This window comes from Blastococcus sp. TBT05-19, from assembly GCF_003319095.1.
GTDB lineage: Bacteria > Actinomycetota > Actinomycetes > Mycobacteriales > Geodermatophilaceae > Blastococcus.
Genome location: NZ_QOHI01000001.1, coordinates 376,933 through 389,339 on the forward strand (window position 1 = coordinate 376,933; position 12,407 = coordinate 389,339).

The 12,407-nt window shown below is 75.2% G+C and carries 11 protein-coding genes and 1 tRNA gene; 7 read left to right on the forward strand and 5 right to left on the reverse strand.

Annotated features, from left to right (window positions below):
• Positions 1–110: 110 nt before the first annotated feature.
• The 3 genes from DQ244_RS01860 to DQ244_RS01870 all read right to left on the reverse strand — a co-directional run bounded on the left by DQ244_RS01860 (position 111) and on the right by DQ244_RS01870 (position 3,615).
• Positions 111–1,391 (reverse strand): DUF445 domain-containing protein, encoded by a 1,281-nt coding sequence (locus DQ244_RS01860; RefSeq protein ID WP_113809776.1) that lies wholly within the window; start codon positions 1,389–1,391, stop codon positions 111–113.
• A 44-nt stretch (positions 1,392–1,435) separates the two neighbouring features.
• Complete coding sequence (locus tag DQ244_RS01865; RefSeq protein ID WP_113809777.1) at positions 1,436–2,731, reverse strand: S1C family serine protease; 1,296 nt, start codon at positions 2,729–2,731, stop codon at positions 1,436–1,438.
• Positions 2,732–2,841: 110 nt separating this feature from the next.
• Complete coding sequence (locus DQ244_RS01870) at positions 2,842–3,615, reverse strand: ABC transporter permease (protein ID WP_113809778.1); 774 nt, start codon at positions 3,613–3,615, stop codon at positions 2,842–2,844.
• 134 nt (positions 3,616–3,749) lie between these two features.
• Here DQ244_RS01870 and DQ244_RS01875 point away from each other — a divergent pair, with 134 nt between their 5' ends.
• The 3 genes from DQ244_RS01875 to DQ244_RS01885 all read left to right on the forward strand — a co-directional run bounded on the left by DQ244_RS01875 (position 3,750) and on the right by DQ244_RS01885 (position 8,472).
• Positions 3,750–4,424, forward strand: coding sequence for a hypothetical protein (locus DQ244_RS01875; RefSeq protein WP_147251449.1), 675 nt, complete (start codon positions 3,750–3,752; stop codon positions 4,422–4,424).
• A gap of 62 nt (positions 4,425–4,486) precedes the next feature.
• A complete protein-coding gene (locus tag DQ244_RS01880) occupies positions 4,487–5,941 on the forward strand; it encodes a 3' terminal RNA ribose 2'-O-methyltransferase Hen1 (protein ID WP_113809780.1) in 1,455 nt (484 codons plus the stop codon).
• Positions 5,938–8,472, forward strand: a complete 2,535-nt coding sequence (locus DQ244_RS01885) for a polynucleotide kinase-phosphatase (protein WP_113809781.1) — start codon at positions 5,938–5,940, stop codon at positions 8,470–8,472. Before DQ244_RS01880 ends, DQ244_RS01885 begins: the two co-directional genes overlap by 4 nt.
• Before the next feature lie 28 nt (positions 8,473–8,500).
• Here DQ244_RS01885 and DQ244_RS01890 read toward each other — a convergent pair whose 3' ends face one another.
• Positions 8,501–8,800, reverse strand: coding sequence for a hypothetical protein (locus DQ244_RS01890; RefSeq protein WP_113809782.1), 300 nt, complete (start codon positions 8,798–8,800; stop codon positions 8,501–8,503).
• 179 nt (positions 8,801–8,979) lie between these two features.
• Here DQ244_RS01890 and DQ244_RS01895 point away from each other — a divergent pair.
• Positions 8,980–9,052, forward strand: a tRNA-Thr gene (locus tag DQ244_RS01895).
• Here DQ244_RS01895 and DQ244_RS01900 read toward each other — a convergent pair.
• Entirely contained in the window at positions 9,052–9,450 is a 399-nt protein-coding gene (locus DQ244_RS01900; protein WP_113809783.1) for a DUF5313 family protein, read from the reverse strand. The two genes, DQ244_RS01895 and DQ244_RS01900, sit on opposite strands and share 1 nt — an antisense overlap.
• A gap of 64 nt (positions 9,451–9,514) precedes the next feature.
• On the opposite strand from DQ244_RS01900, the gene rarD reads away from it, so the two are divergent.
• From rarD to DQ244_RS01915, 3 genes are all read left to right on the forward strand, one after another.
• Complete coding sequence (gene rarD / locus DQ244_RS01905) at positions 9,515–10,432, forward strand: EamA family transporter RarD (protein ID WP_113809784.1); 918 nt, start codon at positions 9,515–9,517, stop codon at positions 10,430–10,432.
• A 118-nt stretch (positions 10,433–10,550) separates the two neighbouring features.
• Positions 10,551–10,889 (forward strand): DUF3263 domain-containing protein, encoded by a 339-nt coding sequence (locus DQ244_RS01910; protein WP_113809785.1) that lies wholly within the window; start codon positions 10,551–10,553, stop codon positions 10,887–10,889.
• 122 nt (positions 10,890–11,011) lie between these two features.
• A complete protein-coding gene (locus DQ244_RS01915; RefSeq protein WP_113809786.1) occupies positions 11,012–12,349 on the forward strand; it encodes a LytR C-terminal domain-containing protein in 1,338 nt (445 codons plus the stop codon).
• Positions 12,350–12,407 lie beyond the last annotated feature (58 nt).

Genomic DNA, 12,407 nt, shown 5'->3' on the forward strand with positions numbered 1-12,407 from the left:
TGATCTGAGCCGTTCCGCCACCTTCTCGCGGACCCTTCGGGCCCACTCGGCGGCGGCCCTCGCAGGGCGCGCCATGTCGTTCGTCGGGGGGCCCTCCGGGCCCCCGCTCCTCACGACAGGATCTGCGCCACCGTGTAGATCACCAGGCCGGCGAGGCCGCCGACGACGGTGCCGTTGACCCGGATCCACTGCAGGTCCCGGCCCACCTGGAGCTCGATGCGCCGGCTGGTCTCCTCGGTGTCCCAGCGGGCGACGGTGCTGCTCACCAGGTCCGCGAGGTCCCCGGAGAACCGCTCGACGGCGTAGCCCACCGCGCGGCGGCTGTGCCGCTGCACCAGCTCGCGCACCGTGGGGTCGGTCTGCAGCAGCTTCGCGCCGTCGGTGATCAGCGCCGTCACCCGGCCCCGCAGCGGCGAGGTGGGGTCGGCCGCCGCGGCGAGCAGCGCGTTCTTCGCGGTGGTCCACAGCGAACCGGACCAGTCGCGGATGGCGGGGTGCTCGAGCACCTCCTTCTTGAACTCCTCGACCCGCTCCGCCGTCTCCGGGTCGGTGCGCAGCGCGTGCACGTAGGCCCGCAGGCGCGCGTCGTAGGAGCGGCGCAGCTCGTGCCGCGGGTCGTCGCCGACCTCGGCGATGAACCGGTGGATGCCGGCGAAGGCGCGGTCGAACACCCGGTCGTCCACCCAGTCGGGCACCCAGGCGGGGGAGGCGTCGCCCAGCTGGGCGCGGAACACCAGCCGGTTCTCGTCCAGGAAGCGGGCCATCAGCCGCAGCGCCGCCGACAGCACCTCCTGGTGCCGGTCGCCGTCGACCACCAGCTCCAGCACCCGGGCCAGGCCCGGAGCGGCGGGCGTGTCGTGCAGCTTGCGGTCGACCAGCGCGGCGACGGCGGGCTGCACGTCCTCGTCCCTGAGCAGCTCGGTCACGGCGGTGAGGATCTTCGAGGCGTCCCCGCCCAGGCGCTCGGCCCGCCCCGGTGCGGCCAGGAAACCGCCCAGCCGGCCCGGGACGTCGATCGTGGCGAGCTTCTCCTCGATGACGGCGCGGGTCAGGAAGTTCTCCTGGACGAACGCGCCCAGGCTCTCGCCGATCTGGTCCTTCTTGCGCGGGATGATCGCCGTGTGCGGGATCGGCAGCCGCAGCGGGTGCCGGAACAGCGCGGTGACGGCGAACCAGTCGGCCAGCGCACCGACCATCGAGGCCTCGGCCGTGGCCCGCACGTAGCCGACCCAGGCGCCTGCCTCCTCGCCCAGCAGGACGCAGCCGAGGAAGACGGCGGCGGCGAGACCGAAGAGCCCGGTCGCCAGTCGTTTCATGCGGGCGAGGTCGCGCGCGCGGGCCGGGTCGTCGAGGGACCCGGCCAGGGGCGCGGTCAGGCGGGGAGCGGCCACCCGGCCCAGCGTAGGGAGCCGGGCCGGGGCGGCTGCTCCGGGTCTCAGCTGGTCTCGCCCAGGGTGACGTCGACGGTGCGGCTGTCCGCCCCCCGGCGCACGGTGAGCTCGACGGTCTCGCCCGGTGCCAGGCTGCGGACGGCCGCGGTCAGCTCGGTCGAGGTGGTCACCGGGCGGTCGCCCACGGCGGTGACGACGTCGCCCCGCTGCAGGCCGGCCTCCTCGGCGGCGCTGCCAGGCTCCACCGTCTCGATCTGCGCCCCGGTGCCGACCTCGCGGTTCTCGTCGTCGGCCGCGGTGCGGGCGCTGACCCCGAGGAACGCGCGGGTGGCGCTGCCGGTCTCGATGATCTCCTGGGCCACGCGCTGGGCGGTGTTGCCGGGGATGGCGAACCCGACGCCGATGTTGCCGCTCTGCGACTGCCCGCCGGGCAACCCCGAGGCCACGGTCGCGATCGCGGTGTTGATGCCGATGACCTCGCCGGCGCCGTCGACGAGCGCCCCACCGGAGTTGCCGGGGTTGATGGCGGCGTCGGTCTGGATGGCGTCGAGGACCGTGGCGTCGTCCTGGGTCGAACCGGTGGCCACCGCGCGGTCGGTGGCGCTGATGATGCCGTCGGTGACGGTGTTCGACAGGCCGAGCGGGGCGCCGATGGCCACGGCGACGTCGCCGATCTCCACCTCGTCGGAGTCGGCGAAGGTCGCCGGGGTGAGGTCCTCGGCGTCCTCGAGCCGCAGCACCGCGAGGTCGAACGCCGGGTCGGTGCCGACGATCTCGGCGTCGTAGAGCGTGCCGTCCGCCGTCCGCACCTGGACGCTGCCGCCGTTCCCGCCCTCGGCGACCACGTGGTTGTTGGTGAGCACGTAGCCGTCGGCGGTGAGGACGACGCCGGAGCCGCTGCCGGCGCCCGAGCCGCTGGCCACGTAGACGGTGACCACGCTGGGGGCGGCCTTGGCGGCTGCCGCGGTCGCGGTGGTGGCCCGCTCCGGGTTCTCGATCGTCACGCTCTGCGCGGGGGCCGAGGAGCTGGACGACGCGCCCGACCCGTCGGCCAGGGTCGCCACGCCCGCCCCGGCGCCGCCGCCGATGAGCGCGCCGGCGACCAGGCCGACCAGCCCGATGCGCAGCCGCCCGCCACGGCCCGACGTCCGCTCCGGCTGGGACGACGGCGGAGTCGGGAAGCCGCCGTAGCCGGGGTAGGTCGGTGGCGGGGTGGGCTGACCGGTCGTCTGCACGGCCGGCTGCTGCGCCGTGTGCTGGACGGTCGGCTGGTGGCCGGCCGGCTGCGGGGGCTGCCAGCCGTACTGCTGCCCCGATCCGGGGTGCGGGTGCTCGCTCACGGGTCCGATCCTCTCCTGGCGCAGCCACCCGGCCGCGCCGTCGGTACCACTCTCCGCCGCGGCACTGGCCCGCCGCTGGAGGAAGGCTGTGAGTTCGCTGGACGGCGGTCCTAGCGCGGCACGGGGAGCAGCCGGCCGCGGGCCACGAGCTCCGTGACGGCCCAGACGGCGAGCACCTCGGCAGCCAGCAGGCCGATGAGCACGAGCAGCTGGGCGGCGCCGGCCTCCAGCGGCGTGCCGCCGCCGAGCAGCACGCCGACGAAGGCGCCGGGCAGGGTGACCAGCCCGACGGTGCGGGTCTGGTCCAGCGGCGCGATCAGGGCGGTGCCGGCCACGGGGCGGGCGACCAGGAGGACGGCGTCGCGGCGGAGCAGCCCCAGGGCGAGGGCGGCCTCCACCTCGCCCGAGCGGGTCTCCAGCTCGTCGCGCAGCCGATGGCCGGCCAGCGAGGTGGCGCTCATGGCGCCGCCGATCAGGATCCCGGCGATGGGGATGACGGCCTCGCCCCGCATCGGCACGGTCCCGGAGGCCAGGACGAGGGCGACGACGGGAGCCGCCCCGCCGACGACCGGGAGCGCGGTCGCGAGCAGCCGCCGGGCCGCTCCGGGAGAGCGCAGCGGCCGGCCGGTCGTCCGGCCGGCGGCGGTGGCCGTGGCGACGGAGACCATGAGCAGCACGAACGCCGCCGAGAGCCACAGCGACCGGACGACGACGAGCAGCACGGCGGACACCGCCGCCAGCTGGACGGTGGCGCGGACGGCGGCCACGAGGACGCCGCGGTCCTCCCCGAGGCCCGAGAGCCGGCCGGCGACGACGGCGAGCGCGGTCAGGACCACCAGGACGACGGCGAGCCGGACGTCGACGTCGACCACGGAGGACCCCACGGCGCCAGATCCTGCCTGCCGGCGGGGGCGCGGCCGATCACCCGGTGTCGTCGTGTGCAACACGGCCCACGACCGGGTAGTGCCCGTCCGGCGGAGCGGTCCGCCGGTCGCTCCGTCCGCCGTGGAGGCTGCTCGTGCCCGTCCGTGGTCCCTTGTCCCGGTTCCTGGCCGGTCTCGGTCTGGTCCTCGTCGCCGCCCTCTCGGTGGTCGGCGGCATCGCGCTGCGCGGCCCGGGGCTGGTCGCCGTGCTCGTCTCCGGGGTCATGGCCGGCTGCATCGCGGCCGGTGTGGCCCGCGAGTCGACGCAGCCGCGCGGCCGCTCGGTCGTCGAGTCGGCCTTCCTGGCGACGGCCGTCACCGTGCTGGCGCTGCTGGTGCTGAGCGGGACCGCGCTGCTCGCCGGCGGCGGGGCGGCGGTGCTGCTGGTCGGTGTGGCCGGCGCCTGCTGGGGAGCGAACCGCTGGCTGCGCGAGCGCCGCACCCGCGCGGTCCTGGCCGATCTGTCGGTCCAGCTCCCGGGTGCGGGCGTCCGCCCGCACCCGGTGCGGTCGGTGGACGCGCTGACCACCGGAGACCTGGCCGAGGAGTGGTTGCGGACCGGTTCCTCCCTGCAGGGCCGGCTCTCGCCCGCCGCGCGGCAGGCCCTCGTCACCCGCCGGGCGCACGTCCTGGACGAGCTGGAGCGGCGCGACCCCTCCGGCTTCGCCCGGTGGATGGCCGCCGGACCGCTGGCCAGCGCCGACCCGGCGGGCTTCGTGCGGATCGAGCCGCCGAGGGCGACCCCCGGTGCGGAGACCGAAGCCGCCTGACCTCCCCGGAGGACACGCGGGAAAGTGGTCGACGGCGCCCCGCGGCTCGGTGACACTTCGGCGTGCTCCTCACCCTGTCCACCACGCACGTGCCCGCCACGGACCTCGGCTTCCTGCTGCACAAGAACCCGGCGCGGGCGCAGCAGACCTCGGTCTCGACCGGCACCGCGCACGTCTTCTACCCGGAGGCGGACGAGCACCGGTGCACCGTCGCGCTGCTGCTCGAGGTCGACCCCATCGGCCTGGTGCGCACCGCACGTGCCGGCGGCACCGAGGGGGCGGCGCTCGCCCAGTACGTCAACGACCGTCCGTACGCGGCGTCGAGCCTGCTCTCCGTTGCGCTGGGCAAGGTGTTCTCCAGCGCCCGCCGGGGGGTGAGCAAGGAGCGTCCGGAGCTGGTCGACGTCGCCCTGCCGCTGGAGGTGCACATCCCCGCCCTGTCCTGCAGCGGCGGCCCGGAGATGGTGCACCGGTTCTTCGCGCCGCTGGGGTGGAGGGTCGAGGCGACCGCTGTACCGCTGGACGACACCAGGCCGGAGTGGGGCGACTCGCGGTACGTGGAGCTGCGGCTGAGCGGTGAGCTGCGGGTCGCCGACGCGCTCAACCACCTCTACGTCGCGCTCCCGGTGCTCGACGACGCCAAGCACTACTGGGTCGACGCCGACGAGATCGAGAAGCTCCTGCGCGCGGGCAGCGGCTGGCTGGCCGCGCACCCGGAACGCGACCTCATCACGCGCCGGTACCTGCGGCACCGTGCGTCGCTGACCCGCCGGGCGATCGAGCGGCTCGCCGAGGTCGACGACGCCGAGGCGCTCGACGACGCGCTCGCCCCGCCGGTCGCCGCCGTCGGCGGGCCCGCGGACGGGGACGTCGAGGAGGCCGCCGACCGGCCGGTACCCCTGGCGCTGCAGCGGCACGGTGCGGTGCTGGCGGCCCTGCGCTCCGCGGGCGCGCAGCGGGTCATCGACCTCGGCTGCGGAGCCGGTGCCCTGCTCCCCGCTCTGCTGGCCGACCGCACCTTCACCGAGATCCTGGGCGTCGACGTCAGTGCCCGGGCGCTGGAGGTGGCCGCCCGCCGGCTCCGGCTGGACCGGCTGCCGGAGCGGCAGCAGGCACGGATCCGGCTGCTGCAGAGCGGGCTGACCTACACCGACGCCCGGCTGCGGGGGTACGACGCCGCGGTGCTCATGGAGGTCATCGAGCACCTCGACCTCGACCGGCTGCCCGCGCTCGAGCACGCCGTCTTCGGTGCCGCCGTCCCGACGACGGTCGTCGTCACGACGCCCAACGTGGAGTTCAACGTGCGGTACGAGAGCCTGCCCGCCGGCGCCTTCCGGCACCGGGACCACCGGTTCGAGTGGACCCGGCAGCAGTTCGCCGACTGGGCCGGGACCGTCGGGGAGCGGTACGGCTACGCGGTGCGGCTGCTCGGTGTCGGCGACGAGGACCCGGTCGTCGGCACCCCGTCGCAGATGGCCGTGTTCACCCGCGGCGCCACGACGGAGGTGGCGGCATGAGCACCGAGGAACGCGCCGTCGTCGTCCCGGACCTGTGCCTGGTCGTGCTGATCGGGGTCAGCGGCTCGGGCAAGAGCACCTTCGCGCGCCGGCACTTCGCCGCCACGCAGGTGCTCAGCAGCGACGTCTGCCGCGGTCTGGTCGCCGACGACGAGAACGACCAGTCGGCGACCCCGGAGGCCTTCGCGCTGCTGCACCACATCGCCGGCGTCCGCCTCCGCGGCGGCCGGCTCACCGTCGTCGACGCCACCAACGTGAAGGCCGAGGACCGCGCCTCCCTCGTGCGGCTGGCGCGCGAGCACGACGTGCTGCCCGTCGCGATCGTCCTCGACGTGCCGGAGGGCGAGTGCTTGGCCCGCAACGCGGAGCGCCCGGACCGCGACATCGCCGCCGGGGTCATCCGCCGGCAGCGGGCCGACCTCCGGCGCGGGCTGCGCGGGCTGGCCCGCGAGGGCTTCCGCAAGGTGCACGTGCTCGACGGCACCGAGGAGATCGACCGCGCCGTCATCACCTACGAGAAGCAGTACAACGACCGGCGCGAGGACACCGGGCCCTTCGACGTGATCGGCGACGTGCACGGCTGCCGCGCGGAGCTGGAGGAGCTGCTCGGCGAGCTCGGGTACGAGCTGCGCCGCGACGAGCGGGGGCGGCCCGTGGACGCCGAGCACCCGGCCGGGCGGCGAGCGGTCTTCGTCGGCGACCTCGTGGACCGGGGGCCGGACGCCCCGGGCGTGCTCCGCCTGGTCATGGGCATGGTCGGCGCGGGGCACGCGCTGTGCGTGCCGGGCAACCACGAGAACAAGCTGGTGCGCGCCCTGCGCGGGCGGAACGTGCAGATCACCCACGGTCTCGAGCGGACCCTGGCCCAGCTGGAGACGGAGGACGCCGACTTCCGCCGGGAGGTCGAGGAGTTCTGCCACGGGCTGGTCAGCCACTACGTGCTCGACGGCGGGGCGCTGGTCGTGGCGCACGCCGGGCTCAAGGAGTCGCTGCAGGGCCGCTCCAGCGCCCGCGTGCGGAGCTTCGCGCTCTACGGGGAGACGACCGGTGAGACCGACGAGTTCGGGCTGCCGGTGCGCTACCCGTGGGCCACGGAGTACCGCGGCCGCGCGATGGTTCTCTACGGGCACACGCCGGTGCCGACGCCGGAGTGGGTCAACAACACCCTGTGCCTGGACACCGGCTGCGTGTTCGGCGGCCGGCTCACCGCGCTGCGCTATCCCGAGCGCGAGCTGGTGAGCGTCCCGGCGGCGCAGACGTACTACGAGCCGGCCCGCCCGTTCCTCCCGGAGGGCGACGCGGCGCCGGCCGCCGTGCCCGGGCGGCGCGACGACGTGCTCGACGTCGACGACGTGCTCGGCAAGCGGGTCGTGGAGACGTCGCTGGCCGGCCGGGTCACCGTGCGCGAGGAGAACGCCGCCGCGGCGATCGAGGTGATGAGCCGGTTCGCCGTCGCGCCCGAGCAGCTGGTGTACCTGCCGCCGACCATGAGTCCCTCGGCCACGTCCACGCGACCGGGTCTGCTCGAGCACCCGGCGGAGGCGTTCGCCTACTACCGGGGTGAGGGGGTGGCCGAGGTCGTCTGCCAGGAGAAGCACATGGGGTCCCGGGCGGTCGCGCTCGTCCGCCGGGACGGCTCCGGTGTGCTGCACACCCGCACCGGCCGCTCCTTCTTCGGCGCCGACCTCACCGCCGCCTTCCTGACCCGGCTCTCCACGGCCGCCGAGAAGGCCGGGCTGTTCGAGGAGCTGGGCACCGACCGGCTGCTGCTCGACGCCGAGCTGCTCCCGTGGTCGGCCAAGGCAGGCGACCTGATCCGCAACCAGTACGCCGCCGTCGGTGCCGCCGCCCGGACGGCGCTGCCGGCCGCCGTCGACGCCCTGCGGCAGGCGGCCGACCGGGGCCTGGACGTGAGGGAGCTGCTCGACCGCCAGGAGCGCCGGGTCGCCGACGCCGGTGCCTTCACGGAGGTCTACCGGAGGTACTGCTGGCCCACGGAGGGGCTCGACGGCGTGTCCTTCGCGCCCTTCCAGCTCCTCGCGACCGCCGGGGCGACCCACTCCGACCGGCCGCACGCCTGGCACCTGGCCCTCGCCGACCGGCTGGCCGCGGCCGACCCCGAGCTGGTCCGGGGCACCCGCTCTCTCTCGGTCGACGTCACCGACCCGACGAGCGAGGCGGCGGCGACGGCGTGGTGGGAGGAGATGACCGCCCAGGGCGGGGAGGGCATGGTGGTGAAGCCCGCCGCGAACCTGACCCGCGGCCGGCGCGGGGTGGTCCAGCCCGGGCTGAAGGTGCGCGGGCGGGAGTACCTGCGGCTCATCTACGGCCTGGACTACACCGAGCCGCAGCACCTGGAGCGGCTGCGCGAGCGATCGCTCGGCCGCAAGCGCGGGCTCGCCCTCCGGGAGTACGCGCTCGGCATCGAGGCGCTCGAGCGGCTGGCGCGCGGTGAGCCGGCGTGGCGGGTCCACGAGTGCGTCTTCGCCGTCCTGGCGCTGGAGTCCGAGCCCGTCGATCCCCGGCTCTGACGCGGAGAGGCGGGGGCCGGGGCGGTGATCACCGCCGGCTCGACCTCCGCCTGCGCTTCGACTCCACCAGCGCGAACGTCGTCGCCAGGACGACGCCGAAGCCGACGGCGAACAGCACCTGGACCACGACGGGCGACTCGGAACCCCGGGCGAGCTGGATGACCAGGAGCACCACGACGCCGATCGCGGACAACGTCGCGATGGCCCGTGGCGTGAGCTTCTGCCGCTGCATGACGCCCGAATCAGGGCGGGTGAGGTGGAAGTACAGGCCGGCAGCTCCGACCAGCACCACCGCGATGACGACCAGCACGACGACGACAGCGTCCACGGGAGCTCCTCAGGGTCTCGGCGGCGCCGATCTTCCTGGGCGCTGCGCCCGCGCACCCGCCCGCGGCGGCGACTGCGCCCGATGAGGTGACGACGCACCGCGGCCGGGTGAGGAGGCGGGTTCGCGGAGCGGCCCCCGCGCTGTCCCTAGACTCGTCCCGGGACTTCTCCCTGTGTCCCGCCGGCGTGGCGCAATTGGTAGCGCACCCGACTTGTAATCGGGCGGTTAGGGGTTCGAGTCCCCTCGTCGGCTCAGTCGAAGCTGCCGGCGCCGTCGCGCCGGTAGGGCGAGAGCCGTTCCAGGCGCCGGCGCTCGACCCGCTCCGCGCGGATCCGCGCCGCCGTGCCCGGCTCGTAGCCGGCCTTCGCCACGCGGTGCTCGATCGTCTCGACCATGTAGGCCATCGAGAACAGCAGACCGAGCAGCAGCCCGCCGAGGGCGGCCGACGCCCGGTAGGCCAGCGGCACGGGCACCACGAGCAGGCAGACCAGCACCAGCGGGCTCAGCTGGACGACGGCGCGGGCGAGGTGCCGCCACACCCAGGAACGGCGGGTGGTGTCCTCGAGCACCCACGGGGAGAAGCGGTGGGGGAGACCTCCACCGAGGGCGTACCAGATCCACCGGAGGGGACCGGGCCGCACGCTGCTCACGCTCCGACGGTAGGCCGATCCGGTTGCGTGCGGCGGCGCGGGCGGCCCGGCGTACGGTGCGGCAGTGGACGAGCGTCGCCTGGGGGTGTTCTCCGGGCTCGGCGCCTACGCGCTGTGGGGACTGTTCCCCCTCTACTTCCCGCTGCTGGAGCCGGCCGGCGGGCTGGAGATCGTCGCCCACCGGGTGCTCTGGTCGCTGCTCTTCGTCGGCATCCTGCTCACCGTGGTGCGCCGCTGGGGGCACGTCCGCGCGGCCGCCCGGAACCCCCGCTCGCTGCTGGTGCTGGCCGGCGCGGCGGTGCTCATCGCGGCGAACTGGCTGATCTTCGTCTACGGCGTGAACTCGGGGCAGGTCGTGGAGACCTCGCTCGGGTACTTCATCAACCCGCTGGTCAGCGTGCTGCTCGGCGTCGTCGTCTTCTCCGAGCGGCTGCGGCCGCTGCAGTGGGTGGCCGTCGGGGTCGCCGCCGTCGCCGTGCTCGTCCTGACGCTGGACTACGGGCGGCCGCCCTGGATCGCGCTGAGCCTGGCCGCGACCTTCGGCCTCTACGGGGTCATGAAGAAGCTGGTGGCGGTCGAGGCGGCGCCGGGGCTGTTCCTGGAGACGGCGCTGGTCGCCGTTCCGGCCGCGGTGACGCTGGGCGTGCTGCACGGCGGCGGGGAGGGGACCTTCGCCAACGCCGGCGCCGGGCACGCGCTGCTGCTCATGAGCTCCGGCGTCGCGACGGCGGTGCCGCTGCTGCTCTTCGCCACCGCGGCCCGCCGCATCCCGCTGTCGACGGTGGGCCTGCTGCAGTACCTGACGCCGCTGATGCAGCTGGCGATCGGTGTCTTCGTCTACGACGAGCCGATGCCGCCCGCCCGCCTGGCCGGTTTCGTGATCGTGTGGGTGGCGCTGGCCGTGTTCACCGCCGACATGCTGCGACACGCCCGGGCCGGTGCGCGACGGACGTCACGGGATCCCGTCGTCGTGACCCCCTGACGGCGCCTCGGAGGACCCGCCGGGGCGCTGGTCCGGAACTGTCGGTGGGCGGGGCTACGGTCGGCGACGAGCCGTCCGGAACACCCCGGCGGCGGGCACGGCAGAGACGGATTCGACGATGAGCAGCGACCCAGCCCCCGTGGTCTCCCCGCCCCGGGCCGACGGGTCAGGGGAGACGTCCGCGCAGGTGGGCGCGGTGGAACTGACCCGCCGGGAGCACGAGATGCTCGGCTTCGAGCGGCAGTGGTGGCGGCGGGCAGGAGCCAAGGAGACGGCGATCCGCGACCTCTTCGACACCACGCCCACCCGGTACTACCAGGCGCTCAACGCCCTGGTCGAGCGCCCCGAGGCGCTGGCCGCCGATCCGCTCCTCGTGGCGCGGCTCCGACGCCTCCGCACGGCGCGGCAGAGAACCCGTTCGTCTCAGGTCCTGGGCAAGGCGAATTACATGGATTAGATTTGCTCACCGTGGGCAGGCACGCCGCGTCAGGCAGTGACGGACTGGACCAGGGGAACGCTCCTGCAGCCGCTGGGCGGCGCAGGACCGATGCCCCGGAGAGCGCGCGTCCTCCGGTGGGGATGAGCGATCACCCGACCACCCGGGACCGTGATCGATCCGGTCGCCGCGACGTCCTGCTCGGCGCTCCGCCGGCCGAGCGCGCGCCGCAGGGCTCGCGCTCCCGCCTGCCGCTGCCCCCGGTCCCCGTCGGCGCCCGCCCCGGTGGCGCGCCGGCCCCGCGGCCGCCGGTGGCCCCCGCCCGTCCCGTCCCGGCCGCCGAGCCGCGGATCGAGCTGGGCGCGTCCGCGCGACCGGTCGACGTCATGGGACCGGTGTCCGCGGGTGAGCCGCTGCTGCCGAAGCCCGTCCACTCCGCCGCCAAGGCCGCCGCGCCGTCGCTGACGCGCTCCGGTTCCTGGGTGGAGGACGAGTCGCTGGCCAGCACCGGGCCCGGCCGCGGCCTCCGTCCGGCGCCCCTGGTGCCCCGCGTCCCGCGCCAGACCACGCCGGCCGGCGCCCCGGCGTCGTCCTACGGCGACTGGACCAAGCCCTCCCGCTCCGAGGCCCCCGCGCGCCCCGCCTTCGACCTCGGCACCGACCTGGACCTGCCGCAGGCCCTGGTGCCGCCGATGACGACCGCGATCCCCGAGCGGAACGTCGTCGCGAAGCGCTTCGCCGACGTCGACGAGTACGACGACTACGACGAGGCCTACGAGGACGAGTACGCCGACGACCTCGAGCTCGACTCCGACGGGGCTCCGGCCGCCGTCCGCGGGCCGGTCAGCGGCCCGGTCCGGACCGGTCGCGCCGCCTACCGCGCCGAGCGCCAGGCCGCCGACTCCGCCCGCCGGCGGGCCGCCAAGAAGAACGGCACCCCCGAGGTCGTCTTCGAGGACGAGGAGGAGCGCAAGCCCCGTCTGGTCCTCAAGAGCCTGATCGCCATGGCGGTCGTCGCGCTCGCCGTCCTCGGCGTCTACACCGTGACGCAGCCCCCGGCCCAGGATGCCGGCGCGCAGACGCCGGCCGCCCCGACGACCGTCGCCGCGCCCGCGATCCCGACGACCGAGCTCCCGCCGCTGGCCAACGAGCCGATCTCCCTGGAGCCCGAGGTCGCCACGGACGCCAAGGCCCCGGTCACCGTCCTCAACGCCACGTCGGTGACCGGCCTCGCCGGGAAGATCTCCTCCGCCGTCGTCGCCGGCGGCTGGGAGTCCCCGGGCGTCGGCGCCTACGAGGGCACCCCGGTGGCCACCACCACGGTGTTCTACACCGAGGGCGACGAGGCCCAGCGCCAGGCGGCCGAGGCCCTCAAGGCCCAGTTCCCCGAGCTGGCCGGCCCCGCCGCCCGGTTCTTCGAGGTCAGCGACGTGCCGGCCCCGGGCCTGGTCATCGTCGCCACCGGTAACTGGACGCCCTGACGACGACGTCGGGAGCCGCGCGGAACACGCGCGGCGTCCCGGCCGTTGGCCGGTTCGT

Excerpts from the sequence above, each read along its gene's own strand:
- DQ244_RS01885 (WP_113809781.1), top strand. The coding sequence starts at position 5,938 with ATGAGCACCGAGGAACGCGCCGTCGTCGTCCCGGACCTGTGCCTGGTC.
- DQ244_RS01910 (WP_113809785.1), top strand. The coding sequence starts at position 10,551 with ATGAGCAGCGACCCAGCCCCCGTGGTCTCCCCGCCCCGGGCCGACGGG.
- DQ244_RS01915 (WP_113809786.1), top strand. The coding sequence starts at position 11,012 with ATGAGCGATCACCCGACCACCCGGGACCGTGATCGATCCGGTCGCCGC.